We start from the raw sequence: 25,203 nt of genomic DNA, 5'->3' as shown, positions 1-25,203 counted from the left end.
ACGCACTGGAGCCCGGGCGGCGAACCGCCCGGGCTCCAGCGTGCGTCAGCGGGTCGCGGGCATGGTGGCGAACTCGCCGGCTAGCTCGGACTCGACGATCGTCGCGGCGGACGGCCGGCGACCGGCCGACGCCCGCCGGGCGGACGGGACGGCGAGGGCCGCGAGCGCGGCGGCCAGCGCGATCCCGGTGAGGACGAGAAACCCCATCGTGAAGCCGGCCTCCCGGGGCAGGCCGTTGGCCTGCGGGTGCGCGGTGATCACGCCGCTGACCACGGCCGCGCCGATCGCGCCGCCGATGGTGCGGATGTTGGCGTTCATGCCGGTCGCCACGCCGGTCTGGCTGGCCGGCACGCTGGCCACGATCAGGTTGGCCATCGACGCGAAGGCCAGGCCGATGCCGAGGCCGACCAGGCCACCGGCGATGGCGACCTCCCAGCGGGTGTCGTGCGCGGCGGCGAGCATCGCGGAGGCGGCCACGTTGAACGCGGCACCGGTGGCGAGCTGCGCCTTGGCGCTGAAGACGGCCTGGAGTCGCCCGGCGACGAGGCCGGCGACGAACATCGCGACCAGCATCGGCAGCATGAGCAGACCGGCCTGGCTGATGCTCGCCCCGAAGCCGTAACCGGCGGCGGTCGGGGTCTGCACGAACTGGGGGAGGAACGCGTACACGGAGAACATGGACGCGCCGTAGAGCAGGGCGACCAGGTTGGTGGTCCAGACGCCGGGCAGGCGCATCATCCGCATGTCGATCAGTGGGTTGCTGGACCGCAGTTCGGCGACCAGCCAGCCGACCAGCAGCACCACGGCGAGCGCCAGCAGACCGAGCACCCGGCCGGAGGTCCAGCCCCAGGCCGCGCCCTGGCTGATCGGCAGCAGCAGCGCGACCAGCCAGCCGGAGAGCAGCAGGGTGGCACGCCAGTCGATGCGTCCGGGGGTACGGACCGGCGACTCGGGGATGAACAGGTGAGCGGCCACGGCGGTCAGCCCGACCACGACCATCGGGATCCAGAACAGCCAGCGGTAGTCCAGCGTGCTGACGATCGGGCCGGCCAGCACGATGCCCAGGCCGCCGCCGACCGCGACGATCGCCGAGATGGCGGCCACGGCGGTGGAGACCCGCGCGGCCGGGAACTCGTCGCGGATGATGCCGAACGACAGCGGGAAGACCGCGCCGCCGATGCCCTGGACGACCCGGGCGAGGATGAGCACGCCGATGTTCGGCGCGATGGCGGCCAGCAGGCAGCCGAGTGCGAGGGCGGCGAGCGAGACGACCAGCATCCGCTCCTTGCCGACCATGTCGCCGACCCGCCCGAGGATCGGCGTGAAGATCGACGCGCTGAGCAGATAGGCGGTCAGGACCCAGGTCACGGTGTTCTGGGAGGTGTGCAGGTCCTGCTGGATGGTCGGCAGCACCGGGGTGATCAGCGACTGAAGCATCGCGAAGAACCCGGCACCGGCCGCGAGCACGGTGAAGGTGAGCCGACGCGAGCCGCGTCGGGAGGTCACTGCCACGAGAGAGAACTCCCTGATTACGTACGGGAAGAGGCTTGTCGCCCGTCATCCGTGACGGGTGGTTTGTCGGGTCCGGGCGATCGGGGTGGCCAGGCGGCGATCGGGCGGGTCCCGAGGTAAGCTAACCGGAGGCAGGCCTCCGGGATTCCGGAGGGGTGCCTCCACTAAGCTAGCGGAGGGTTCCCTCCGGATGCAACCAGGGTGAGGTGACGCACGTCATGACCAGCGCAGGGCAGGCGCCCGAGGTCTTCGCCCAGCGGCCCAAGCGGGCCGACGCGCGGCGTAACTACGACGCCCTGATCACGGCGGCGCGCGAGGCGTTCGCCGAGAACGGGGCCGCTGCCTCGCTGGAGGACGTGGCCCGGCGGGCCGGGGTGGGCATCGGCACGCTCTACCGCAACTTCCCGAGTCGCCGGCATCTTTTCGAGGCCGTCTACGTCGAGGAGGTCCGGGCGCTGTGCCACTCCGCGGAGGATCTGGCCGAGCTGCCACCCTGGGACGCGCTCGTCGCCTGGCTGCACCGCTTCGTCGCGTACGTCGCCACCAAGCGGGCGCTCGCCGAGCAGTTGCTGCACGACTCCGAGATCTTCACCAGTTGCCGGGCGGAGATCTTCTCCGCCGGTGAGCCGCTGATGCGTCGTGCCCAGGCCGCCGGTGCGGTCCGTGACGACATCGGCTTCGACGACGTGGTGCGGCTGATCAGCGGCCTCACCATGGCCCAGTTCCCGTCACCCGAGCAGCGCGACCGGGTGCTGGGCGTGGCCCTGGACGGCCTTCGTCCACCGGCCGCGCCGCGCTGACGGCCGCTCACCCGCGGGCCCTCAGCGGTCGACCAGCACCAGCCACTCGTCGTCGAGGCGTTCCACCGTCGTGCCCGCCGGCCAGGCGTGCCCGTCGCCGGCCGCCGCCCGCGCCTGGTCGACCTGCGGCGGCTGGCTGAACTCGGCACCGTCGAACCTGACCGCACCCTGGAACCGGGCCCGGCCGAAGTTTGCCGCGCCCTCGAAGCGGGTCTGCTCGAAGCACGCGTCGGCGGCGAACGCGGTCCATCGGAAGAGCGCCATGTCCGCGAAGCGGACCGAGCGGAACCCGGCGTACCCGGCGAAATCGGTGTGCTCCATCGACAGGCCGCTGCGGAAGATGGCTTCCCGGAACCGGGCCCCGTCACCGAAGTGGGTCGCGTCGAAGCTGGTCGGCTGGTCGAAGACCGCCCGGCGAAATGACGTCGGACCGGTGAAGCGCGACCGCCGGCAGGACAGGCCGCCGGCGAACCCGGCTCCGTCGAAGCTGGCCTGGCCCTCGAAGCGGGCGCCGTCCAGGACGACCTCCGCCTCGGCGGTGAAATCGTCGAAGACCACGTCGCCGAAGGCCGCCGCGCCGAGCCGGAGACGCCCCCGTGCCGTCGCGCCCGCGAAGGTGGTCGTGCCGACGAACACCGCCTCGGTGAAGGTCGCGTCGACGAGCGTGCAGCCGGCGGCGTCGAAGTCGATCAGCGTGGCGCCGGTCAGATCGAGGGTCAGCTCCGGCCAGTGGGCCGGGTCGTCCGCGCGCAGGTGCCGGGTGAGCACGCGCTGCGCGGTGCGCCGAACCTCCGTCTCGCGCGGCTCGCCGGTGGGTGCCGGCATCCGCAGGTACGCGCAGAGCACCGCCGCGATCGTCGGGCGCTGCCCCGGGTTGTCCTGGCCGAGGCGCTCCAGGGCGTGCAGGCCGCCGAGGCGTACCGCCGCGCTGTCGTTGCCGAGCAGCTCGACCGCCCGGGTGTAGAGCTCGGTCAGTCGACGCTCCGCCGCGTCGTGCTCAACGGCGCCGGACTGCCGATCCTGGTGGCGCTGCGCGGCCTCGGCCACCGCCTCGGCGTGCGCCTGCACCCGGTCGCGGTGCGCCTGGTCCCGCGCGGCGACCGCCTCCTGGTGCCGCTGCGCGCGTTCGGCGATCCACTGACGACGGGCGGCCAGCAGCAGCGCGAGCCCGCCGCCGGTGCCGGCGACGACGGTCAGGCCGGTGCGGATCGCATCGATGCGCAGGGTGGCGCGGGTGTCCGGTTGGCTCGCGCGGTCGGCCTCGGTGAGCAGCAGATCCAGCACCAGCCAACCGAGGGCGATGGCGGCCAGCAAGCCGATGAGGACCAACCACCACGGCATGACCCGCAGCTCGCGCTCGCTGGGTTCGTCGACAGCCACGGCCACAGCATGCCAGTCACCGGTCGGCGTCCGATATGGAGCGTGGCGGTATGCCGGTTTGCGCCCCCGCCGGAACAACGGGTTACCGGCGCGTAACAAGTCATTGACGTTTCCGAATTGTTGCGGGCATCATCGTCGCACGGTCGACCGGACACCCCCACCCACCTGCCCGGTTCGCCGGGTGCCTCCCCCCGGAGGTGCAGCGATGCTGCTCCGAAAGACCGCCCTCGTCCTGGCCCTCGCCACCGCCGCCCTGCTCGCGTCCGCCGCCACGGCGACCGCAGCCCCCGCCGATCCCGCCCCGGCGACCGCCACCCCCGCGGCCTTCGCCGCCGCCGCGGCCAACCCCGTCATCGTGGTCGGCGGGCTCAGCGGCGTCGCCGTCGCGTACGAGCCGATCGCCGCCCGGCTGCGCGCCGACGGCTACCGCACCTTCATCTACCAGCTGCCCGGCCTGGGCCTCGGTGACATCCCCACCTCGGCCCGCGCGTTCGCCGGCTACGTCAACCAGGTACGCGCCAGCACCGGCGCGGCGACGGTGGACGTCGTCGCCCACTCCGAAGGGGGCCTGGTCAGCAGGTACTACGTCAAGCGGCTCGGTGGCACCGGCGCCGTCGGCCGGTACGTCAGCCTGGGCACACCCCAGTACGGCACGTACGTCGCCAACATCGTGGCGTTCCTGGGCCTGGGCAGTTGTGCGGGCGTCGTGGCCTGCCAGCAGATGACCATCGGTTCGGCGTTCCTCGCCGACCTCAACGCCGGCGACGACACCCCGGGCGCGGTGCGCTACACCACCATCCGCACCCTGCAGGACGAGTTGGTCCGACCGACCGGGAACGCCGCCGTGAACGACGGCGCGACGAACGTGCTGATCCAGGCGTACTGCCCGCTGCGGGTGGTGGGGCACCTCGGCCTGGTGCTCGACGGTACGGCGTACACCATCGTGCGTGGCGCCCTGGTCGACGGCCCGGTGCGACCCAACTGCCTCGCGCTCTGACCGGCACGGCGAGGTGGTCCCGCCGGGCACCGCCTCGCCGGGCCGGCGACGGTGAGTGTCGGTTGCGCGACGATCCCGCGAAACGGTATGGCAGACATCAGACGTCCTCGATAACCTGCTCCGGCTGTCCATTCCCGACAGACGCCGCCGGCTGAACCGGCGGCGTCCGGACCTCCGGGTCAGCTCGCCTTGGCGAGCGCCTCGAACTCGTCGTCGGTGAGCCGCACGTCGGCCGCGCCCACGTTCTCCTCCAGATGTGCCACCGAGGACGTGCCGGGGATCGGCAGCATCACCGGCGAGCGGCGCAGCAGCCAGGCCAGCGCGAGCTGCGCGGGCGACGCGCCGTGCGCGGCGGAGATGGCGTCCAGTGGGCCGCCCGGGCGGGCCAGCTCACCGGTCGCGATCGGGAACCACGGGATGAACGCGAGGTCGTTGCGCTCGCAGTACTCCAGCACGTCCTCGGCGCTGCGGTTGGCCAGGTTGTAGAGGTTCTGCACCGACACGATGTCGGTGATCGCCCGGGACTCCTCGATCTGCGCGACGCTCACCTCGGACAGTCCGATGTGCCGGATCTTGCCCTCCTCCCGCAGCAGGGCCAGCTCACCGAGCTGATCGGCGAGCGGCACCTGCGGGTCGATCCGGTGCAGCTGGTACAGCGGGATGCTGTCCAGGCCGAGGTGGCGCAGGCTGAGCTCACACTGCTGGCGCAGATACTCCGGGCGGCCCAGCGCACGCCAGTCGCCGGGGCCGGAGCGGCTCAGCCCGGCCTTGGTCGCGATGACCAGGTCATCGGCGTACGGGTGCAGGGCTTCCCGGATCAGCAACTCCGAGACGAACGGCCCGTACGAGTCGGCGGTGTCGATGAACGTCACGCCCAGTTCGATCGCGCGGCGCAGCACGCGTACCGCCTCGGCCGGGTCCTTCGGGTCACCCCAGACACCCGGGCCGGTGAGCTGCATCGCCCCGTAGCCGAGCCGGTTGACGGTGACGTCGCCACCGATCCGGTACGTGCCGGACGCCTTCGCGGGCTGCTCACTGATATTTGTCGCCATTGCCCGATCCCCAATCGTCTTGTCCTGGCGGGCGTGTACAGCGCGGGCGTGAAACGCCCACCCGCCACCGATAGATCATCCCCCGGAACCGGACCGGCATGCCGCCGGACGGCCGACTGTGGGCGCGGACACGCCGTCGGGCGCGCCGAGGCGAGTTGCCGGGAAGCACCCGGTACGACCCGCGTGCCGTGCGACGCTGGCCGGAGCCGGTGCGTTCCGGCGCGACGGCGGAGGGAGCACCCATGGGAGTGCCGCAGGTCAACTTCGCGCTCGACACGTACGAGTGCATCGTGATCTATCCCGGCGCGGCCGGGCGGGCCCTGCCCGCCGAGACCGTGCAGCGGTTGCAGGCGGAGCACGCCGAGCACATGCAGGCGTTGCAGCGACGCGGCATCATCCTGGTCGCCGGCTCGGTGGACGGGCCGGCGCGCGAGCCGGAGCCGCCGATCGGCTTCGGACTGGCCCGTACCGGCAGCGTCGAGGACGTCCGCAGCGTGCTGGAGGCGGACCCGGCGGTGCAGGCCGGGCTCTACCGCATCGACGTGCTGACCTTTCTCTGCCCGGCCGGTTCCCTGGAGTTCCCCCTGGTCAAAGCGGGCAGCTGAGCGGCCCGTCCAGCGGTGGCTGTCGTGATGATGACGGCGCTCGACCGCCCGCCGGTGCTACGGTCGCGCCCAGCGCGGGCTGCCGCCGGGGCGTACCCGGTGTCGTGGGTCGGCCCCGGTCGAGGAGTCGCCATGATCTCCGCCGCCACCCCCGATGCCGCGTCGGCCGCCACCCGACTGCGCGCCCTGCTCGGCGACCGGCTGTACGAGCCGGGCGATCCCGGTTTCACCACCACCACCCGGCTCTGGAACGGTGCGGTGGCCCGCACGCCCGCGCTGGTCGCCCAGTGCCGCGACGCCGGCGAGGTGGCCGAGGCGGTTCGCGTCGCCGCCCGGTGTCACCTGCCCGTCTCGGTCCGCTCCGGGGGGCACGACTGGGCCGGTCGGGCGCTGCGCGACGGCGCTCTGGTGCTCGACCTGACCGGGCTGCGCGCCGTCCGGGTCGACCCGGACGCGGCCACGGTGACCATCGGCGGTGGCACCACGGCGGCCGAACTGCTCGCCGCCGCCCGCCCGTACGACCTGGTGGTGCCCACCGGCACCGTCGGCGGTGTGGGCATGGCCGGGCTCACCCTCGCCGGCGGGTACGGCCCGCTGTGCGGACGGTTCGGCCTGTCCCTGGACAGCCTGCTCGGCGCGGAGGTGGTTCTCGCCGACGGCCGCCGGGTCACCGCCGACCCCCGGCACGACGCCGAGCTGTACTGGGCGCTGCGCGGCGGCGGTGGGAACCTCGGGATCGTCACCGAGCTGCGCTTCCGCGCGCACCGGCTGGCCGGCGTGCTGGCCGGCATGATCATGTTCGCACTGGCCGAGGCGCCGGCCGTGCTGCTCGGCTACGGTGCGCTCGTCGCCGAGGCCCCGGACGAGCTGACCGTGATGGCCGGCTTCCTGCCCGGCCCGGCCGGCGAGCCGGTGATCTTCGTCTGCCCGTTCTACAGCGGCCCCGACCTGGACGCCGGGTTGCCGTGGATGGATCGGCTGCGCGCGCTGGGCACCCCGCTGGTCGACCAGATCGGCCCGATGCCGTACGCGGACGCGCTGCGCATGTTCGACGGCGGGATGGTCGACGGCAACCACTATCTGCTGCGTACCCGATGGTTGCCCGCGCTCAACGACCGCGCGGTGGCCCCGATCGTCGAGGCGGCGCGGCAGGTCAGCTCACCGTTCACCGCGCTGGCCATCCACCACTTCCACGGCGCGGCCACCCGGGTCGGACCCGCCGAGACGGCGTTCGGGCTCCGCACCGACCACCTGTTGACCGAGATCATCGCGGTGTGGCCGCCCGGTGATCCGGCCGGCCCGCACCGGGAGTGGGCCGAGCGGACCTCGGCGGCGCTCGCCCCGCACGCCCTGCCGGGTGGTTACCCCAACCTGCTCGCCCCGGAGGAGACCGACCGGGTCCGGCTCGCCTACGGCGCGAACTGGGCGCGGCTGCGGCAGGCCAAGCGCCGCTACGACCCCCGCGACCTGCTCCACGCGGTGCCCACCCTGCCGCCCTCGGGGCACCCGGAATGAGCCGCCGCCTGCCGCCCGCGGGACACCCGCGGTGAGCTACCGCCGGGAGCACCCCGACAGCGCACGCCACCGGAGGCGTACGATTCCCGGCGCGCGGTCGCTGATGCCCGTCGCCACAACGTTCCCGGTGCGGTTTTACCCGCCGGCCCGACGCGCGCCGCGCGTCGTTGGACACCTGTTCCGCTGCCTGCAAGGGGTCGGCCCCGAGTCCGACCTGAAGGAGAGACTAGCCTGATGGGCGTGACACGCCGCGCGAAGATCGTCTGCACTCTTGGTCCCGCCACCTCGTCCCCGGAGCGCATCCGGGGTCTCGTCGAGGCCGGCATGAACGTGGCGAGGCTCAACTTCAGCCACGGCAGCCACGCCGACCACGAGGCGGTCTACCGACTGGTCCGGGAGGCGTCCGAGGCAGCAGGTAAGCCCGTCGCCGTCCTCGCCGACCTGCAGGGCCCCAAGATCCGGCTTGGTCGGTTCGCCGACGGCCCCCACGAGTGGCGTACCGGTGACTCGGTCGTGATCACCGGCGACGACATCGTGGGCAGCAAGGAGCGGGTCTCCTGCACCTACCGCAAGCTGCCGCAGGAGGTGAAGCCCGGTGACCGACTGCTGATCGACGACGGTCGGGTCGCCGTCGAGGTCACCGACGTCACCGGCAACGACATCCGCTGCCTCGTCACCGAGGGCGGCCCGGTCTCCAACAACAAGGGCGTGTCGCTGCCCAACGTCGCGGTCAGCGTGCCCGCCATGTCGGACAAGGACGCCGAGGACCTGCGCTTCTCCCTCGGGCTGGGCGTCGACCTGGTGGCGCTCTCCTTCGTCCGCTCGGCCGAGGACATCAAGCTCGTGCACGGCATCATGGCCGAGGAGGGCGTGTTCCGGCCGGTGCTGGCCAAGGTCGAGAAGCCGGAGGCGGTGGAGCACCTGGAGGCCATCGTGCTGGCCTTCGACGGCGTCATGGTCGCCCGTGGTGACCTCGGCGTCGAGATGCCGCTGGACGAGGTCCCGCTGGTGCAGAAGCGTGCCGTGCAGCTGTGCCGGGAGAACGCCAAGCCGGTCATCGTGGCCACCCAGATGCTCGACTCCATGATCGAGAATTCCCGCCCCACCCGGGCTGAGGCGTCCGACGTCGCCAACGCGGTGCTCGACGGCGCGGACGCGGTGATGCTCTCCGGCGAGACCAGCGTCGGCAAGTATCCGGTGCTCACCGTCAGCACCATGGCCAAGATCGTGACGACCACCGAGGCGGGTTCGATCGGCGTGCCGCGGCTGCAGCACGACCCGCGTACCCACGGTGGCGCCCTCACCGTCGCCGCCTCGTCGATCGCCCGGGCCATCAACGCCAAGGCGCTCGTCGCCTTCTCGCAGACCGGTGACACCGTGCGACGGCTGTCCCGCCTGCACTGCGACCTGCCGCTGCTGGCCTTCACGCCGGTCCCCGAGGTGCGCGACCAGCTCGCCCTCACCTGGGGCGTGGAGACCTTCCTGATGCCGTTCGTGCAACACACCGACGACATGTTCCGCCAGGTCGACCAGGCACTGCTCGGCCTCGACCGGGCCAACCCCGGTGACTACGTGGTGATCGTGGCGGGCAGCCCGCCCGGCACCCCCGGCTCGACCAACACGCTGCGCGTACACCAGCTCGGCTCGTTGGTCGACGCCGCGTCGGCGCGGGCGCTGCAGTGAGCGACGGTCGGGTCGCGGTCGGCGAGGCGGCAGTAGACCAGCTGCTGGAAGTGCTGGACCTCGACCCGACCGGGGAGATGACCTTCCGGGGGATGAGCCCCCCGGTCGGTCCGCAACGGGTGTACGGCGGCCAGGTCGCCGGCCAGGCCCTGGTCGCCGCCGGCCGCACGGTCGACCCGGAGCGGTTCGTGCACTCGCTGCACGGCTACTTCGTCCGCCCCGGCGACCCGGTCGAACCGATCGCCTACCAGGTGGAGAACATCCGCGACGGCCGGTCCTTCTCGGTCCGCCGCTCGGTCGCCCTCCAGCACGACAAGCCGATCTTCTTCATGTCGGCGTCGTTCCAGCGGGCCGAGGAGGGGCTGGACCACCAGGCCCCGACCCCGCTGGACGTACCCCCGCCGCAGGACGTGCCGACGATGACCGACCGGCTGTCCCGCTACCCGGAGCGGCTGGGCATCTGGGGCCAGATCCCGCGGCCCATCGACGTGCGCTACGTGGGCGAGCCCGGCTGGGTCCGCCCCGGCGACCGGCCCGCCGACCCGCACCAGCGCGTCTGGATGCGCATCGACGGCAAACTGCCCGACGATCCGCTGCTGCACGCCTGCGCGCTCACCTACGCCTCGGACCTCACCCTGCTGGACTCGGTGCTCTCCGCGCACGGCGAGGTGTGGGGGCCGGGTGGGCTGGTCGGTGCGAGCCTGGACCACGCCCTGTGGTTCCACCGACCGTTCCGGGCCGACGAGTGGTTCCTCTACGACTGCCTGAGCCCGTCGGCGTCCGGCGCGCGTGGGCTCGCCACCGGCCGGATGTTCACCACGGACGGTCGGCAGATCGCCAGCGCCGTCCAGGAGGGTCTGCTGCGCCGCGTCGGCGCCTGACGTTGTCGCTCATCCCCGCCAGGCACCTGCTGGCGGGGATGACGTCGATCAGGCCTGGTAGATGGCTTCCCCGGCGATTTCGATCTGCACCGTCTTGCCGACCAGCACCCCGCCGCTCTCCAGCATCACATTCCAGAGCAGGCCGTAGTCCTCGCGGTTGATCTCGGCCGTCGCGCTGAATCCGAAGATGTTCTGCCCGTACGGATCACGACGGGCGCCACCGAAATTCACCTCCAGGTCGACCGCCCGGGTGATTCCCTTCACGGTCAACTCGCCGGTGAGGACGAATCGTCCGGGAATGCCGTCGGACTGCGGCGGGACAATGTGACTCCGGCCTCGTCCGCCCAGCCGATGGTTGCGCAACCGGGCCCACTGGAAAATGGGATCCTCGTGGCCCTGCCATCTAATGCCGGTGCTTCGATATTCGAGGGTGGGATGCCGCTCCACGTCGAGGAAGTCGGCGCTCTTCAGATGGGTGTCCCGGTCGACGCTCCCGGTGCTGATGCTGGCCGACATGATGGTGGCCGTCACCGACGATTGCAGCGGGTCCTCCGCCACGAAAATCTCCGCGGTGGCCTCGGCGAACTCGCCACGCACCGGGCTCACCATCATGTGCCGGGACAGGAAGCCGATCCGCTTGTGCGCCTGATCGAGCAGATAGGTGCCGGCGACCGGGATGGTCATGCCATCCCAGGTGCGTGTGGCGACATCGGTCATCGTGGTGCCTTCCCCCCGAGCACGCCCAGGTGTTTATCAATATGTTGCTGACGGCCGCGTAAAGGGCCGGACATTCGTACTCCCGCCCAGCATAGGGACGCCCCAGAACGGCATTCCGGCCGCCACCGTGCGGTGGATCATGACGTACCTGACGGTCCCGCGCGGCGTCCCGGCCCGGCGCGAACGGCACGACTTTTCGTCAATGCGCGCCCGATCGGCCGAGGGTCGGCCGCCCGCCCGGTTGACCAGCGACTAACCTTGCCGGCATGCGCCTCTCCGCCCGGGTCGACTACGCCCTCCGCGCGGCCGCCGAGCTTGCCGCGACGGCCAGCGGTCCGGGGCGTGGCCGGCCGGTCACGGCCGACCAGATCGCTCGTGCCCAGGAGATCCCGCCGAAGTTCCTGGAGAGCATCCTGCTCCAGCTGCGCCGGGGCGGCATCGTGCACGCCCAGCGTGGCCCGGAGGGCGGCTACTGGCTGGCCCGCCCCGCCGAGGAGATTTCCCTCGCCGAGGTGATCCGGGTGATCGACGGACCCCTCGCCCACGTACGCGGGCAGCGCCCCGAGCAACTCGGCTACCACGGCCCGGCTCGCTCGCTCCAGGAGGTCTGGATCGCGCTGCGGGCGAGCGAGCGGGAGATCCTGGAGCTGGTCAGCGTCGCCGACGTCGCCGCAGGCACCCTGCCCGCGCGGGTCACCGAGCTGGCCGCCGACCCGCGCGCCTGGATCTGACCGCTGGCTCGGCCTCCGGGCACATGGCCGGGCTTTTCCGGCCCGGCGTCGTCCGGCTGCTGACCCGGCCCGGCGCGCGCGGCGTCCCATCCACCGATCGGGGGCTTGACCCTGGCTGCCGCGTCCCGCATTGTCGACCAAGTCGATAGGAGATGCCGAAAAGTCAGGGGGCGCTCGTGCGCAAGCTGTTGGTCCTCGCTCTGGTCGGGCTCGTCGCGCAGTTGATCGATGGTTCGCTCGGCATGGCCTACGGGTTGACCTCGTCCACCCTGCTGTTGGTCGCCGGAGTCGCCCCGGCCGCCGCCTCGGCGTCGGTGCACCTGGCCGAGATCGGCACCACGCTCGCCGCCGGGGTCGCGCACTGGCGGTTCGGCAACGTCGACTGGCGGGTGGTGACCCGGATCGCCCTGCCCGGCGCGATCGGCGCCTTCGCCGGCGCCACCGTGCTCAGCTCGATCTCCACCGAGGCCGCCGCGCCGTGGATGGCCGGCATCCTCTTCACGCTCGGCGCGTACCTGCTGATCCGCTTCGCCCGACCGTTGCGCACCGATCGGGTCGGCGGGCGGCTCCGCGGTCGCTTCCTCGGCCCGTTGGGCCTGGTCGCCGGGTTCGTCGACGCGACCGGCGGCGGCGGATGGGGCCCGGTCGCCACCCCGGCGCTGCTGGTCTCGGGCCGGATGGAGCCCCGCAAGGTGATCGGCTCGGTGGACACCGCCGAGTTCGTCGTGGCCGGCGCGGCCAGCGTCGGTTTCCTGATCGGGCTGGGCGCGGAGGGATTCCTGCTCCCCACCGTCGCCGCGCTGCTCATCGGCGGGCTCATCGCCGCCCCGCTGGCCGCCTGGCTGGTGCGAATCGTGCCCGCCCAACTGCTCGGCGCGGCAGTCGGCGGCGTGATCGTGCTGACCAATGCCCGCACCCTGATCCGCAGCGCCGAACTGACCGGTCCGGCCCGCCCCGCCGTGTACGCCGTACTGGCCGCCGGCTGGCTGGTCGCCCTGGTGTTCGCAGTGGGCGCCCTCCGCCGTACCCGTCGGGCCCGCGCCCAGGCCGCCCAGGCCGCGAACGCTCCCCGCGCCGCCGCTGCCGCGCCCGCCGTCGTGGTCCCGGCCGATCTGGCCGCCACGGGTACGCCCACCCCACGCTGAACCCCCGTTCCCGCGCCTCCGCCAGCCAACGCGCAGGCACTGCGCCCCGCACCCGCGCGTGGTCGCACCCGCCCTGGTCCCCCTAGCGCTTCCCCGTGATCGATCATGGGGTTGTGGTGGGATGAATATCGCCGTTATTGCGATTTGTGCGGCACCACAACTCCCTGATCGACGCGAAGGTGGCGTCGCGCGGGGGGCTACCAAACCCGCGCGGTGATCGCGGCCTGGGACTTCCGCAACGGCACGCTGACCAAGCAGTGGACGTTCGACTCGAACTCCTCTGGCAACGGCGCCGCCGCCGGTCAGGGCAACCACCGGCTCTCCGTCGCCGACGTCGACGCCGACGGCCGCCAGGAGATCGTGTACGGCGCCGCCCCCATCGACGACAACGGTCGGCTGCTGCACTCGACGGGCAACGGCCACGGCGACGCCCTGCACGTCGGGGATCTGGACCCGGGCCGCGCCGGCCTGGAGGTGTTCAAGGTCGACGAGGATGCCAGCAAGCCCAGCTCGGCCGCAAGCCGTCCTCGGCCAACTTCCTCGCCTGGTGGGACGGCGACCCGGTGCGCGAGCTGCTCGACGCCACGAAGATCGACAAGTACGACACCGGCGGTGAGGCCCGGCTGCTCGACGGCAGCGGGGTGGCATCCAACAACGGCACCAAATCCACCCCGGCGCTCTCCGGCGACATCCTGGGCGATGGGCGTGAAGAGGCAACGGAATGGGCAACCCGCCCACGCCGGATATCTACCTGCGTTGATCCGACCCCTGGCGGTCCCGAGTGGGGTCGCCTAGGGTGGCAGGCACCGGGCCGCAGCCGCGGAATCCGCTCAGCTCCGGCCCGGTGCGCCACACCGCGGCATTCCCAACCCGTCCCGACCGGGAATGCCGTACCACCACCGGCACCAACATTAGGCACCGTCCGGGTCGGCGGGGTGACGCTGACGTGAAGATCGTGTTTCACGCGCTCCGGCGCAGACCGCCCGCCACCTGCTCGGCGATCAACTCGTACGACCGCACCCGGTCCTGCACGTCGTACACCAGCGTGGTCAGCATCAGCTCGTCCGCCCCGGTGCGCTCCAGCAGCTCGGTCAGCTGCCGGCGTACCGTCTCCGGCGAGCCCATCGCCTGACCGTCGCGGCGCGCCACGACGAACTCGCGCTCGATCTCCGAGTACGGGTACGCCGCCGCCTCGTCGGGCGTCGACAGCGGCTCCGGCCGCCCGGAGCGCAACTTCAGGAACGACAGGGCGCTCGGCCCGGCCAACCACTCGGCCCGCTCGTCGGTCTCCGCGCACACCGCGTTGACCGCCACCATCGCGTACGGCTTGTCCAGCCACTGCGACGGCCGGAAGTTCTGCCGGTACAGGGCCAACGCCGGCAGGGTGTTCGCCGAGCTGAAGTGATGCGCGAAGGAGAACGGCAGGCCGAGCAGGCCGGCGAGCTGGGCGCTGAAGCCACTGGAGCCCAGCAGCCACACGGCCGGCTGCTCACCACGACCCGGGGTGGCGACGATCTGCCCCGGCTTCTCCCCGCTGAAGTAGTTCATCAGGTCGGTCAGCTCGCGCGGGAAACCTTCCGCCGACAGGCCCTCCATGGTGCGCCGCAACGCCAGCGCGGTCACCTGGTCGGTGCCGGGCGCCCGGCCGATGCCCAGGTCGATCCGACCGGGGTGCAGGGCCTCCAGGGTGCCGAACTGCTCGGCCACCACCAGCGGCGCGTGGTTGGGCAGCATCACCCCGCCCGAGCCGAGACGGATCGTCGACGTGTTCGCCGCGAGGTGCGCCAGCAGCACCGCGGGGGCGGAGCTGGCGATGGCCGGCATGTTGTGGTGCTCGGCGACCCAGAACCGGTGGTAACCCAACTCCTCGGTGCGGCGGGCCAACTCGGTGGTGGCCTGCAGGGCCGCGCCAGCGGTGGTGCCCTTGGCGACCGGGGCAAGATCAAGAACAGACAACGGTACGGTGATCACACGCAGTGCCAACTCCCCGGCCTGCCGGTTCATTCCACCGCCGCTCAGCCCATCCCGCGCGCCTGCTCGAAGATCAGGCTGGTCTGCGTGTGCTGCACCACCGGGTCGACCGCCAGGTGATCCAGCACGAAGTCCCGCAACGCGTCGCCGGAGGCCGCCCGCACGTGCAGCACGTAGTCCTCCGCGCCGGCCACGTGGAACACCGACACCACCCCCGGCAGCCGCACCGACCGGGCCTGGAACGCGTCCACCGCGGCCCGCTCGTGCGCGGTCAACCGCACCGACACCAGCGCCTGCAACGGCAGACCCAGGGCCGCCGGATCCACCTCGGCGTGGAAACCGCGGATCGCACCGCGCTCGCGTAGCGCCCGGGTACGCGTCAGGCACGTCGACGGCGCCACGCCCACCCGCTCGGCGAGGGCGTTGTTCGGCAGGCGACCATCCGCGGCCAACTCGGTCAGGATCGCGCGATCCACCTCGTCCAGGGCCGGATACGGCCGCACATCATTCGGCTCAGGGGGCATCACACCATCCTCGCCCGAATCCGCTGTCGAAACCATCCCGCCTCGCAGAATGATCTGCCGATCTGTTGCCCACATGCCGGCAGATGTTCGACGCTACCGCCATGACAACGATGGACACCCGGGCCGTACACGCCGGCCGCGACGACCTGCGCGCCCTCGGCGTGCACGTACCACCCATCGACCTGTCCACCACCAACCCGCTGCCCTCCGTCGCCGACGGCGGCGCCGCCTACGAGCAACTCGCCACCGGCGGCACCCTGCCCACCGAGGGCGGCACCGTCTACCAACGGCTCTGGAACCCGACCGTCGCCCGCTTCGAAAGCGCCCTCGCCGAACTGGAAGGCACCACCCAGGCCGTCGCCTTCGCCAGCGGCATGGCCGCGCTGACCGCCACCCTGCTCGCGGCCGCCCGCGACGACCGCCGGCACGTCGTCGCCGTCCGACCCCTCTACGGCGGCACCGACCACGTCCTCGCCACCGGCCTGCTCGGCACCACCGTCAGCTGGACGCGCCCCGACGAGCTGGCCGCCGCCATCCGCCCCGACACCGCACTGGTCATCGTCGAGACACCCGCCAACCCCACCCTCGACCTGGTCGACATCGCCGACCTCGCCGCCGCAGCCGGCGACATCCCACTGCTGGTCGACAACACCGTCGCCACCCCCGTGCTGCAACAACCCGCCCGACACGGCGCCACCCTCGTCCTGCACAGCGCCACCAAGAGCATCGGTGGACACGGCGACGTGCTCGCCGGCGTCGTCGCCTGCGACGACGCCTGGGCCGTACGGCTACGCCAGGTCCGCGCGGTCACCGGCGCGATCCTGCACCCCCTCGGTGGCTATCTGCTGCACCGCGGTCTGCAAACCCTGCCGCTGCGGGTCCGCGCCCAGCAGGCCGCCGCCGAGAAACTCGCCGGCTGGCTCACCGACCACCCCGCCGTACACCGGGTGCACCACCCCTCGGTGCACGACCCGGCGGCGCTGGTCGGGCGGCAGATGGCCGGACCCGGCAGCCTGCTCGCCTTCGAGGTACGCGGCGGCGCGCCCGCCGCGGCAGCCGTCGCCGGCGCCTGTCGGCTCATCACCCACGCGGTGTCCCTCGGCGGCGTCGACACCCTCATTCAGCACCCCGCCTCGCTCACCCACCGGCCGGTCGAGGGCGACGCGAAACCCGCCGCCGCCCTGCTGCGCCTCTCGGTCGGCCTCGAAGACCCCGAGGACCTGCGCGCCGACCTCGCCCACGCCCTCGACGTGATCGCCTGACCGGTCAGCGAAGCTCGCGGTTGCCCAACACCCGGGCCGGCGAACCCTGCCGGGCCACCCGCAACATCGCGCGACCGATCCCGTCGGTCGTGGTGACCTGGTTCGGCAGCAACCAACCCTGACCGGACGAATCGGTCCGCTGCCCCGAAACGTAGACGAACGTGACCTACGGGCTCACCTGCGCCAACAACCGTGCCGCCGCCAGCGGGTAGTCGTAGCTGACGCGCGTGTACGCGGCCTCGTCCAGACCCAACGAGGACACACCGGCCACCCACCCGCGCCAGTCAGCCTCCGACGTCGGGGTGATCGCGCGGTAGCGGTCAGGACTTCGGGCCGACGTGCCGGTCCAACGTGACGACGGCGTCGCGCCGCGCCACCGACAGCGAGTTGGGCCGGTTCATCCGCCAGGCGACGCCGAGCAGGTCGAGGCCCCACTGGCAGAGCCCCATGATGTCGGCCGACTCGTTGACGAACATGTAGCGCGGGTAGACGTACGCCTTGCCGCGTACGGTCACCCGGTTGGCGAACCGACAGCCGTCGGAGTGGAACAGCCCCCGCAGGAAGTCGCCCGGGTGCGCCGCGACGAGGTCGCGCTGCCAGCTGGCCAGGATGATAGGCCGCTCGTGCTTCTTGCCGGGCCCATGCTGGGGGAGCAAGCAGGGCCAGTGCTTTCCGGAGCTCTGGACACTGACACCCAACCTGCTGCACGCGCTGCACCCTTGCGGCGAGTACTGCTCGCATGGCGGCGTCACACGCCTCGATCAGGCCTGGCCAGCTGTCGCTGCAGGCGATGCGCAGCACCGGGACCCGGGCGAAGGTGACGAGGTGACCGTCGCCCAGGTAGAGGCCGAGCAGGTATAGGTACGAAGACGGATCTGTCTCGATGTTGACATCGGGCCGGCAGCGGAAACACCGGGACTCGGTGCCCTGCTGGCGGGGCTCAGCCTGCTCCCTGCACCAGCCGCGAACGGTTGGATATGGAAGTCTCAGTCGTCGGGCGACCTCGGCGACCGTGCTGCCGGCGAGGTGCTGTCGCCGTGCTCGCAGACGCAGCTCAGGTGGGTGCACTGCCCGATTTTGAAACAGCCGTACGACAAGTTTGGTGCCCCCGGTGGGATTCGAACCCACACTATATGCAGTTTGAGTGCATCGTCTCTGCCATTGGACTACAGGGGCGTTCGGTTTCCCGGCCCCGATAGATTACCCACTACGCTGGGGGCGGTGACACCCGGCTGGGCGGGTGTCGGGTTCTGACTGGTGGGGGTAGGGCTGGTGGCTGAGATGCCGACGGATGCCGAGCGCAGGCGCGTACTGATCGCCGAGGACGAGGCGCTGATCCGGCTGGACCTCGCCGAGATGCTTGTCGAAGAGGGTTATGAGGTGGTGGGGGAGGCTGGTGACGGTGAGACAGCCGTCCGCCTCGCCGAGGAGTTGAAGCCCGATCTCGTCATCCTCGACATCAAGATGCCGATCATGGATGGGCTGGCCGCCGCCGAGCGGATCGCCGGTGCCCGGATCGCCCCGGTGATCATCCTGACCGCGTTCAGCCAGCGTGACCTGGTGGAGCGGGCGCGGGCGGCCGGCGCCATGGCGTACCTGGTGAAGCCCTTCCAGAAGAGCGACCTGGTCCCGGCGGTGGAGATCGCGCTGTCGCGGTACTCGGAGGTCGCGGCCCTGGAGGCGGAGGTCGCGAGCCTGACCGACCGCCTGGAGATCCGCAAGTCGGTGGAGCGGGCCAAGGGCGCGCTGATGACCACGTACGGGATGACCGAGCCGCAGGCGTTCAAGTGGATCCAGCGCACGGCGATGGACCACCGGATGACCATGAAGGAGGTCGCCGAGCGGATTCTCGCGGAGACCGCCGGCGGCGAGGTGTCGCAGCAGCCGACCGTCTGAGCACTGGTGCGGCTCGGCGGCGGGCGGTCGGATCGATAGCATCAACTGCGTGCCGGTCCGACGTGCGATCGCGGTGTTCGGGGTTGTCGTCACGCTGCTCGCCGGATGCCGGGCCGCCGAGAACGAGCGCCGTCCCGAACCGGTTCGTCCGCGGTGGGAGATGGCGGTTCTGCCGGTGCCGCCGGGCTCACCGGGTCGGCTGATCCTTCGCGATGTGACCGCCTGCGCGGGTCGGTGGTACGCGATCGGCGCGGTGGGTGCGCCGGACGGCGGGACCCGGCCGGCCGCCTGGCGGAGCGCGGACGGTCGAGATTGGACTCCGCTGTCGTTGCGCCCGATCAGTTACTACGGCGAACGCGCGGTCCTCTACGCCGTCGGCTGTCATGAGGGTCGGATCGCCGTCATCGGGGCGCGGGCGGGCGGCGCACACGGCAATCCGCGGGTGCGGACGTGGCGGCAGGACGCCGACGGCGGTCTGACCGAGGTGCCGGCGGAGTTCGAACTGTACGGCGGGCCGGAGGCGGTCAGCGCGAGCCGCATCGCGGGTGGCGCCGCCGGCTGGTTGATCGCGGGAGCCCGGACGGGCGGGGCGGCGGTCTGGCGTTCCCCGGACGCGACTGGCTTCGAGTTGGTTGACGGTGCCGCCGGGCTGGCCAGCGATGTGAGGTTGACGACGCTCGCCGTTGACGCGGCGGCGGTGCCCGGCGGCTGGTTGGTCGGTGGTGGGGGCAGACCGGCCGGTCAGACCGACCGTGATCCGTTTGTCTGGTCGTCGGGCGACGGCCGGGCCTGGACGCGGCTGGCATTGCCGGCCACCAGCGCGGACGAGATCGTGCAGCGTCTCCTGCGGGTCGGTGACGTGATCTACGCCGTGGGGGTGCGGGGCAGCGGGTTCCAGGCGTGGGTGTTCGAGCCCCGCGCCGGGTCGGCGGGGCAGTGGCGGGCGGCCGGGGGGTTCGGGACCACGGGCGCCGGTGCGGTGGCGGGGGCGGAGGCCGTTGCCGGCGACGGTGGTGCCGTGTTGGCGATGACCGTGGCGGCTGACGGGCATCGGCTGTGGCGGTCCGCCGCGGGCGGCTCGTCGTGGCTGCCGGTGGCGCTTCCAACGGATGTTTCCGCAGGTGGGGACAGCTCCGCAGCGGTCACTATGTGGGACGGTCGGATGGTGGTCACACTCGACGACGGGGTGGCGGCGAGGGTGTGGTTCGCGCCGTTGGGGCCCGTCTGACGGGTTGTCGACGGCGTCGATGTGACATCTAAACGCGAGGTTCCCCGCCTCTGGTAACGGTTGAGTCAATGCCGCCTACGACACCTTACGGTGAGTAGTGCTTGTGGGATAACGTCCCGCCCCAGACCGGGTGAACGGTCCGGTCCGTGGCCGCCTTCGGCGTTCTGTCAGGCGACTTCGGGCTTCTGGACGGAGGAGGGTTCCAGCCTTGAGGCAAAACTTCGTGCGCGTCCTCGGCAGCGTCGCCATCGTGGCGCTCGTTGCCGGCGGCGCCAGCGCATGTAAGAAGGACGAGGGCACGTCGGGTGGTTCCGCCAGCAAGGCGTGCGACCTCAAGATCGGTTTCTTCGGTGCGCTCTCGGGCGCCGACGCCGGCCTGGTCACCCCGATGAAGCAGGGTGCCGACCTGGCCGTGGAGAAGTACAACGCGGCGAACGCGGACTGCAAGGTCACCGTTCAGGCGTTCGACTCGCAGGGCAAGGCCGACCTCGCGGGTGGTCTCGCGACCAGCGCGGTGGCCGACGCGAAGATCGTCGGCATGGTGGGCCCGGCGTTCTCCGGTGAGAGCGAGGTCGCGCTGCCGATCTTCGACACCGCAGGCCTTCCCAGCATCAGCCCGTCGGCCACGCGGCCGAGCCTGTCGGAGAAGGGCTGGAAGGTCTTCCACCGGGGCGTCGGCAACGACTTCTCCCAGGGCCCGGCGATCGCCAGCTACATCAAGAACGTGCTGAAGGCGCAGAAGGCGTTCGTCATTGACGACCAGTCGGCGTACGGCGCGGGTCTGGCCGACGAGGCCAAGAAGGGCCTCGGCCCGCTGGTCATCGGCACCGACAAGGTCGTGGACAACGCGCAGGAGTTCGGCGCGCAGATCTCCAAGGTGAAGACCAGCGGCGCGACGGTGCTGTTCTACGCGGGTTACACCGAGGAGGCGGCGCCGTTCCTCAAGCAGCTGCGCGCCGCGGGCTGGACCGGCACGTTCATCGGTGGCGACGGCATCAACGACGCCAACATGCTGTCGGTGGCTGGTCAGAAGGACGTCGAGGGCACCATCGCGACCTGCCCGTGTGGCCCGGCGACCGCTGCCAAGGGCACCTTCGTGGCCGACTTCAAGGCGAAGTACAGCGTGGACCCGGGCGTGTACGCGGACGTGGCGTTCGACCTGGCCAACATCTACCTTGAGGCGATCAAGGCCGGCAAGACCACCCGCGCCGACATCCAGTCCTTCCTCTCCACCTACAACAAGGCCGGCTCCGCTTCGGGCGTGACCTACAAGTGGGAGCCGAACGGCGAGCTGGACCCGGCCCAGGTCAAGGTGTGGGCCTTCAAGGCGACCGCCGGTGCGTGGGCTCCGGACGTGGAGATCCCGAAGGCCTGATCCCGTTGGGGGTCACAGGTTTGAGGGCGTGACGAACAGAGTTGTTTCGATGCGGTCGGGGTGCGTAACCCCGGCCGCATCGGCTCAACGCAACACCCTTCGGAGCATCGGTGGACTTTGCAGAACTCGTCCGGGGCTTCCCGGAACTGACCACAACCGGGTTGGTGCAGGGTGCGATCTACGCGCTCATCGCCCTCGGCTACACCCTCGTCTACGGCGTTCTTCGCCTGATCAACTTTGCGCACTCCGAGGTCTTCATGATCGGCACGTTCGGTGCCATCTGGACCTGGGCGGCCTTCGGGCTCAATAGCAACAGTGGTGCACCCTCGGTGGGTCGTGCGCTGCTCCTGATCGCCCTCGCGATCGTGGCGGCCGCGTTGCTGTCCGGCAGCGTCGCGCTGCTGATCGAGGTCACCGCCTACCGGCCACTGCGGCGCCGCAACGCGCCGCCGCTGGCCTTCCTGATCACCGCCATCGGCGCGTCGTACGCCCTGATGGAGCTGATGGGGACGTTGACCCAGCGTCGGCAGGTCGGCTCGCCGGCCCTGCTGCCGGCCGACACGTTGTTCAGCATCGGCGGCTGGAGCATCACGCCCGTGCAGATGCTGACGCTGAGCGTGGCCATCATCATGATGGTCGGGCTCGACTGGTTCGTTAACCGCACCCGTTTCGGCAAGGGCATCCGCGCGGTCGCGCAGGACGCCAACACCGCCGCGCTGATGGGCGTCAACAAGAGCCGCGTGATCGCACTGGTCTTCGTCCTGGGTGGCCTGATGGCCGGCGTGGCCGCTGTCTTCAGTGACATGAAGAGCGGAAACACCCGGTACAACATCGGCTTCCTGCTCGGGCTCAAGGCGTTCTCCGCCGCGGTGCTGGGTGGTATCGGCAACCTGCGGGGCGCGGCGATCGGCGGCGTGCTGCTGGGTCTGGTCGAGAATTACGGGTCGGCGCTGTTCGGCTCGCAGTGGCGGGACCTCATCGCGTTCGTCGTGCTGATCGTCCTGCTGATGTTCCGGCCGACCGGTCTGCTGGGCGAGTCGTTGGGGAGGGCGCGGGCATGACCGCTCTGCGAGAGCGCTGGCACTCCGCTTCGAGTGCCATCGGTCGGCGGGTCGACGGGCTGCCGAAGTCCGCCCGGATCACCGGGTTGCTGGCCTTCATCGCCTTCCTCTACGTCCTGCCGAACAAGTGGTTCTACGAGTACCTGAACATTCCGGGTCTGTGGATCCCGCTGTACACCACGCGCAACGACATGGCGGCGGTGCTGTTCTACTGCGCGTGGATCGTGCTGCTGTCGCTCGGTCTCAACGTGGTGGTGGGTTACGCCGGCCTGTTGGACCTGGGGTTCTTCGGTTTCTTCGCCGTCGGCGCGTACACGGTGGCGTTGTTGACGTCGCCGGAGAGCAAGCTCATCACCGAGTACAACTGGCTGGAGAGCCCGTGGCCGTGGCTGGTGACGATTCCGATCGCCATCGCCCTGGCGCTGCTGTCCGGTGTGCTGATCGGTGCGCCGACGCTGCGGCTGCGCGGTGACTACCTGGCGATCGTGACGCTCGGCTTCGCGGAGATGATCCGGATCATCGCCAAGAACCAGGACTGGATCCTCAACGGTGACCGCGGCATCCCGCAGGTGGCCCACCCGCCGGGCAAGTACCCGGACGGGACGGCCATCTTCCAGTTCGAGTTCAAGCCGTACTACTGGCTGCTGCTCACCGTGATCATCGGCGTGGTCTTCCTGATTCGTAACCTGGCCAACAGCCGGGTGGGTCGGGCGTGGGTCGCGATCCGTGAGGACGAGGACGCGGCGGAGCTGATGGGCGTTCCGACGTTCCGGTTCAAGCTGTGGGCGTTCGCGATCGGTGCGGCGGTCGGTGGTCTGTCCGGCACGCTGTGGGCCGGTCAGGCGAACTTCGTCAACTCCTCGACGTTCTCCCTGGAGAACTCGATCCTGGTGTTGGCGGCGGTGCTGCTCGGCGGTGCCGGCAGCATCGGCGGCGCGATCCTCGGTGGCTTCCTGGTCATCTACATTCCGGAGTGGCTACGGTCGGTGGGTGACGTGTTCGGCCTGCCGGAGACGGCCACCGTCTTCGGTAACGACTTCGACGTCAGCCCGACGTCGTTGCGCTACTTCATCTTCGGGGTTCTGCTGATCATCGTGATGATCTTCAGACCCCAGGGTCTCTGGCCGAACCGGCGGCGGGCCGCCGAGCTCAAGGACCGGCAGAAGGAGGTGGCTGTCGTTGAGTGAGCCACGGATGGGTAGCGAGCGCGACGTCAGCAGCGAGCGCGACATGGCGATCGACGCGCGGACGACGGTGGGTAGCCCGCCGGAGACGTCGTCGACGCCGGACGAGGCCGTCAGCGAGCCGGCTCCGCCGACCGATGGTCGTAAGCCGCTGCTGGAGGTCGACCACGTCACGCTGCGGTTCGGCGGCGTGGTGGCCCTCAACGACGTCAACTTCACCCTCTACGAGGGGGAGATCCTCGGGCTGATCGGCCCGAACGGCGCGGGCAAGACCACCTGCTTCAACGCGATGACGGGCGTGTACACCCCGACCACCGGGCAGATCCGGTTCCAGGGTGAGAAGGTCAGCGGTCGCAAGCGGTTCCAGATCACCAAGCTGGGCATCGCGCGTACCTTCCAGAACATCCGGCTCTTCCCGGAGATGACGGCACTGGAGAACGTGCAGGTCGGCGCGGACGCCAACCACAAGACCAGCGTCCCGAGCGCCCTGCTGCGGCTGCCGCGGCACTGGCGCGAGGAGCGGCAGGGCAAGGAGAAGGCCCACGAGCTGCTGGAGTTCGTGGGTATCCAGGGTCGCTCCGGCGACCTGGCCCGCAACCTGTCGTACGGTGACCAGCGCCGACTGGAGATCGCCCGGGCGCTGGCCACTGACCCGAAGCTGCTCTGCCTCGACGAGCCGGCCGCCGGCTTCAACCCGGCGGAGAAGGTGGCGCTGCTCCAGCTGATCCGCAAGATCCGCGACTCGGGCGTCACCGTTCTGCTGATCGAGCACGACATGCGACTGGTCATGGGCGTGGTGGACCGGCTTGTGGTGCTGGAGTTCGGGCAGAAGATCGCCGAGGGGTCGCCGGCCGAGGTGCGCGACGACCCGAAGGTGATCGCGGCGTACCTGGGAGGTGTCGAGGATGCTGCTTGAGATCGACAACCTGAAGCTGCTCTACGGCCGGATCGAGGCGCTGCACGGCATCAGCCTGCACGTGGACCAGGGCGAGATCGTGGCGCTGATCGGTGCGAACGGTGCCGGCAAGACCACGACCATGAAGGCGATCTCGGGGCTGCACGCCATCTCCGGCGGCAGCATCAAGTTCGACGGTGTCGACGTCAGTCGGCTGCGTGCCGACCTGCGGGTGATCCGGGGGATCGGGCAGTCGCCCGAGGGTCGTGGTGTCTTCCCCGGCATGACCGTGCTGGAGAACCTGGAGATGGGGGCCTACACCCGCAAGGACAAGGCCGACATCGCCAAGGACCTGGCGATGGTGTTCGACCTGTTCCCACGGCTGCACGAGCGCCGCAAGCAGGCCGGCGGCACGCTCTCCGGCGGTGAGCAGCAGATGCTCGCGGTCGGTCGGGCGCTGATGACCCGTCCGAAGCTGCTGCTGCTGGACGAGCCGTCGATGGGTCTGGCACCGAAGTTGATCCAGCAGATCTTCGAGATCATCACCCGGATCAACGAGCAGGGCACCACGATCCTGCTGGTCGAGCAGAACGCCCAGCAGGCGCTTTCCCGGGCCCACCGGGGGTACGTGTTGGAGACCGGTCGGATCGTCAAGGAGGGCACCGGCCAGGAACTCCTGCACGACCCGGCGGTCAAGGAGGCGTACCTCGGCGTGGCCTGAGGTGTCGCACTGGTGAACCGGCCGGCAGGGAAACCTGCCGGCCGGTTCGTCGTCGTCGAGCCTGTGCG

General features: G+C 70.8%; 23 protein-coding genes, 1 tRNA gene and 1 pseudogene. 17 read left to right on the top strand and 8 right to left on the bottom strand.

What is annotated here, in order from left to right:
- Positions 1-45 precede the first annotated feature (45 nt).
- The gene (locus ACIBF8_RS11695; RefSeq protein ID WP_396782571.1) at positions 46-1,512 is read right to left on the bottom strand and encodes an MFS transporter; all 1,467 of its coding nucleotides are present in this window, start codon (positions 1,510-1,512) and stop codon (positions 46-48) included.
- A gap of 218 nt (positions 1,513-1,730) precedes the next feature.
- Between ACIBF8_RS11695 and ACIBF8_RS11690 the strand changes: the two genes are divergently transcribed.
- Positions 1,731-2,312, top strand: a complete 582-nt coding sequence (locus tag ACIBF8_RS11690) for a TetR/AcrR family transcriptional regulator (protein ID WP_396782569.1) — start codon at positions 1,731-1,733, stop codon at positions 2,310-2,312.
- A gap of 21 nt (positions 2,313-2,333) precedes the next feature.
- On the opposite strand, the gene ACIBF8_RS11685 is transcribed toward ACIBF8_RS11690, so the two are convergent.
- Entirely contained in the window at positions 2,334-3,692 is a 1,359-nt protein-coding gene (locus ACIBF8_RS11685; protein WP_396782568.1) for a pentapeptide repeat-containing protein, read from the bottom strand.
- Positions 3,693-3,897: 205 nt separating this feature from the next.
- On the opposite strand from ACIBF8_RS11685, the gene ACIBF8_RS11680 reads away from it, so the two are divergent.
- Positions 3,898-4,689 (top strand): esterase/lipase family protein, encoded by a 792-nt coding sequence (locus tag ACIBF8_RS11680; RefSeq protein ID WP_396782567.1) that lies wholly within the window; start codon positions 3,898-3,900, stop codon positions 4,687-4,689.
- A 179-nt stretch (positions 4,690-4,868) separates the two neighbouring features.
- Here the strand turns inward: ACIBF8_RS11680 and ACIBF8_RS11675 are convergent, their stop codons facing one another.
- Entirely contained in the window at positions 4,869-5,741 is an 873-nt protein-coding gene (locus ACIBF8_RS11675) for an aldo/keto reductase (protein WP_396782566.1), read from the bottom strand.
- A 242-nt stretch (positions 5,742-5,983) separates the two neighbouring features.
- On the opposite strand from ACIBF8_RS11675, the gene ACIBF8_RS11670 reads away from it, so the two are divergent.
- The 4 genes from ACIBF8_RS11670 (at position 5,984) to ACIBF8_RS11655 (ending at position 10,425) form a co-directional block, all read left to right on the top strand.
- Positions 5,984-6,346 (top strand): YciI family protein, encoded by a 363-nt coding sequence (locus ACIBF8_RS11670; protein WP_396782564.1) that lies wholly within the window; start codon positions 5,984-5,986, stop codon positions 6,344-6,346.
- Positions 6,347-6,478: 132 nt separating this feature from the next.
- A complete protein-coding gene (locus tag ACIBF8_RS11665; RefSeq protein WP_396782563.1) occupies positions 6,479-7,861 on the top strand; it encodes an FAD-binding oxidoreductase in 1,383 nt (460 codons plus the stop codon).
- Between the two features lie 234 nt (positions 7,862-8,095).
- Positions 8,096-9,544 (top strand): pyruvate kinase, encoded by a 1,449-nt coding sequence (pyk, locus tag ACIBF8_RS11660; protein WP_363615329.1) that lies wholly within the window; start codon positions 8,096-8,098, stop codon positions 9,542-9,544.
- Complete coding sequence (locus tag ACIBF8_RS11655; RefSeq protein ID WP_396782561.1) at positions 9,541-10,425, top strand: acyl-CoA thioesterase; 885 nt, start codon at positions 9,541-9,543, stop codon at positions 10,423-10,425. Before pyk ends, ACIBF8_RS11655 begins: the two co-directional genes overlap by 4 nt.
- A gap of 48 nt (positions 10,426-10,473) precedes the next feature.
- Here ACIBF8_RS11655 and ACIBF8_RS11650 read toward each other — a convergent pair whose 3' ends face one another.
- Positions 10,474-11,142, bottom strand: coding sequence for a YceI family protein (locus ACIBF8_RS11650; protein WP_396782559.1), 669 nt, complete (start codon positions 11,140-11,142; stop codon positions 10,474-10,476).
- A gap of 266 nt (positions 11,143-11,408) precedes the next feature.
- Between ACIBF8_RS11650 and ACIBF8_RS11645 the strand changes: the two genes are divergently transcribed.
- The 3 genes and pseudogenes from ACIBF8_RS11645 to ACIBF8_RS11635 form a co-directional block, all read left to right on the top strand.
- On the top strand, positions 11,409-11,873 hold the full coding sequence (locus tag ACIBF8_RS11645) for an Rrf2 family transcriptional regulator (RefSeq protein ID WP_109815925.1): 465 nt from the start codon (positions 11,409-11,411) through the stop codon (positions 11,871-11,873).
- A 176-nt stretch (positions 11,874-12,049) separates the two neighbouring features.
- Positions 12,050-13,018, top strand: a complete 969-nt coding sequence (locus ACIBF8_RS11640) for a sulfite exporter TauE/SafE family protein (protein WP_396782557.1) — start codon at positions 12,050-12,052, stop codon at positions 13,016-13,018.
- 189 nt (positions 13,019-13,207) lie between these two features.
- Positions 13,208-13,761 (top strand): annotated as a pseudogene (locus ACIBF8_RS11635) (rhamnogalacturonan lyase); the annotation flags it as partial.
- A gap of 217 nt (positions 13,762-13,978) precedes the next feature.
- On the opposite strand, the gene ACIBF8_RS11630 reads toward ACIBF8_RS11635, so the two are convergent.
- On the bottom strand, positions 13,979-15,022 hold the full coding sequence (locus ACIBF8_RS11630; protein ID WP_396782555.1) for an LLM class flavin-dependent oxidoreductase: 1,044 nt from the start codon (positions 15,020-15,022) through the stop codon (positions 13,979-13,981).
- Positions 15,023-15,033: 11 nt separating this feature from the next.
- A complete protein-coding gene (locus tag ACIBF8_RS11625) occupies positions 15,034-15,513 on the bottom strand; it encodes an Lrp/AsnC family transcriptional regulator (RefSeq protein ID WP_396782553.1) in 480 nt (159 codons plus the stop codon).
- An 83-nt stretch (positions 15,514-15,596) separates the two neighbouring features.
- Between ACIBF8_RS11625 and ACIBF8_RS11620 the strand changes: the two genes are divergently transcribed.
- A complete protein-coding gene (locus ACIBF8_RS11620; protein ID WP_396782552.1) occupies positions 15,597-16,775 on the top strand; it encodes a trans-sulfuration enzyme family protein in 1,179 nt (392 codons plus the stop codon).
- A gap of 320 nt (positions 16,776-17,095) precedes the next feature.
- On the opposite strand, the gene ACIBF8_RS11615 is transcribed toward ACIBF8_RS11620, so the two are convergent.
- Both ACIBF8_RS11615 and ACIBF8_RS11610 read right to left on the bottom strand, forming a co-directional pair.
- Entirely contained in the window at positions 17,096-17,431 is a 336-nt protein-coding gene (locus tag ACIBF8_RS11615; protein ID WP_396782551.1) for a hypothetical protein, read from the bottom strand.
- Between the two features lie 444 nt (positions 17,432-17,875).
- Positions 17,876-17,951, bottom strand: a tRNA-Leu gene (locus ACIBF8_RS11610).
- A 96-nt stretch (positions 17,952-18,047) separates the two neighbouring features.
- Here ACIBF8_RS11610 and ACIBF8_RS11605 point away from each other — a divergent pair.
- The 7 genes from ACIBF8_RS11605 to ACIBF8_RS11575 all read left to right on the top strand — a co-directional run bounded on the left by ACIBF8_RS11605 (position 18,048) and on the right by ACIBF8_RS11575 (position 25,135).
- Entirely contained in the window at positions 18,048-18,671 is a 624-nt protein-coding gene (locus ACIBF8_RS11605) for an ANTAR domain-containing response regulator (RefSeq protein ID WP_130402813.1), read from the top strand.
- Between the two features lie 49 nt (positions 18,672-18,720).
- On the top strand, positions 18,721-19,899 hold the full coding sequence (locus ACIBF8_RS11600; protein ID WP_396782550.1) for a hypothetical protein: 1,179 nt from the start codon (positions 18,721-18,723) through the stop codon (positions 19,897-19,899).
- A gap of 208 nt (positions 19,900-20,107) precedes the next feature.
- Positions 20,108-21,274 (top strand): branched-chain amino acid ABC transporter substrate-binding protein, encoded by a 1,167-nt coding sequence (locus ACIBF8_RS11595; protein WP_396782549.1) that lies wholly within the window; start codon positions 20,108-20,110, stop codon positions 21,272-21,274.
- 110 nt (positions 21,275-21,384) lie between these two features.
- A complete protein-coding gene (locus ACIBF8_RS11590; RefSeq protein ID WP_396782548.1) occupies positions 21,385-22,335 on the top strand; it encodes a branched-chain amino acid ABC transporter permease in 951 nt (316 codons plus the stop codon).
- Positions 22,332-23,522 (top strand): branched-chain amino acid ABC transporter permease, encoded by a 1,191-nt coding sequence (locus tag ACIBF8_RS11585; RefSeq protein ID WP_396782546.1) that lies wholly within the window; start codon positions 22,332-22,334, stop codon positions 23,520-23,522. The genes ACIBF8_RS11590 and ACIBF8_RS11585 overlap by 4 nt, the downstream gene beginning before the upstream one ends.
- Before the next feature lie 43 nt (positions 23,523-23,565).
- Complete coding sequence (locus ACIBF8_RS11580) at positions 23,566-24,435, top strand: ABC transporter ATP-binding protein (protein WP_396783096.1); 870 nt, start codon at positions 23,566-23,568, stop codon at positions 24,433-24,435.
- Entirely contained in the window at positions 24,425-25,135 is a 711-nt protein-coding gene (locus tag ACIBF8_RS11575) for an ABC transporter ATP-binding protein (protein WP_396782544.1), read from the top strand. The genes ACIBF8_RS11580 and ACIBF8_RS11575 overlap by 11 nt, the downstream gene beginning before the upstream one ends.
- Positions 25,136-25,203: the final 68 nt, after the last annotated feature.

This window comes from Micromonospora sp. NPDC050276, assembly GCF_044459545.1.
Classification (GTDB): Bacteria; Actinomycetota; Actinomycetes; order Mycobacteriales; family Micromonosporaceae; genus Micromonospora.
The sequence above is the reverse complement of the archived record's forward strand: the minus strand, read 5'-3'. Positions and strand labels throughout refer to the sequence as shown.

Bases quoted from the DNA above. Each gene is read 5' to 3' on its own strand.
- ACIBF8_RS11585 (WP_396782546.1), top strand. From the start codon at position 22,332: ATGACCGCTCTGCGAGAGCGCTGGCACTCCGCTTCGAGTGCCATCGGT.
- pyk (WP_363615329.1), top strand. From the start codon at position 8,096: ATGGGCGTGACACGCCGCGCGAAGATCGTCTGCACTCTTGGTCCCGCC.
- ACIBF8_RS11625 (WP_396782553.1), bottom strand. From the start codon at position 15,513: ATGCCCCCTGAGCCGAATGATGTGCGGCCGTATCCGGCCCTGGACGAG.
- ACIBF8_RS11630 (WP_396782555.1), bottom strand. From the start codon at position 15,022: ATGAACCGGCAGGCCGGGGAGTTGGCACTGCGTGTGATCACCGTACCG.
- ACIBF8_RS11645 (WP_109815925.1), top strand. From the start codon at position 11,409: ATGCGCCTCTCCGCCCGGGTCGACTACGCCCTCCGCGCGGCCGCCGAG.
- ACIBF8_RS11580 (WP_396783096.1), top strand. From the start codon at position 23,566: ATGGCGATCGACGCGCGGACGACGGTGGGTAGCCCGCCGGAGACGTCG.
- ACIBF8_RS11575 (WP_396782544.1), top strand. From the start codon at position 24,425: ATGCTGCTTGAGATCGACAACCTGAAGCTGCTCTACGGCCGGATCGAG.
- ACIBF8_RS11665 (WP_396782563.1), top strand. From the start codon at position 6,479: ATGATCTCCGCCGCCACCCCCGATGCCGCGTCGGCCGCCACCCGACTG.
- ACIBF8_RS11620 (WP_396782552.1), top strand. From the start codon at position 15,597: ATGTTCGACGCTACCGCCATGACAACGATGGACACCCGGGCCGTACAC.
- ACIBF8_RS11680 (WP_396782567.1), top strand. From the start codon at position 3,898: ATGCTGCTCCGAAAGACCGCCCTCGTCCTGGCCCTCGCCACCGCCGCC.
- ACIBF8_RS11675 (WP_396782566.1), bottom strand. From the start codon at position 5,741: ATGGCGACAAATATCAGTGAGCAGCCCGCGAAGGCGTCCGGCACGTAC.
- ACIBF8_RS11690 (WP_396782569.1), top strand. From the start codon at position 1,731: ATGACCAGCGCAGGGCAGGCGCCCGAGGTCTTCGCCCAGCGGCCCAAG.
- ACIBF8_RS11650 (WP_396782559.1), bottom strand. From the start codon at position 11,142: ATGACCGATGTCGCCACACGCACCTGGGATGGCATGACCATCCCGGTC.
- ACIBF8_RS11670 (WP_396782564.1), top strand. From the start codon at position 5,984: ATGGGAGTGCCGCAGGTCAACTTCGCGCTCGACACGTACGAGTGCATC.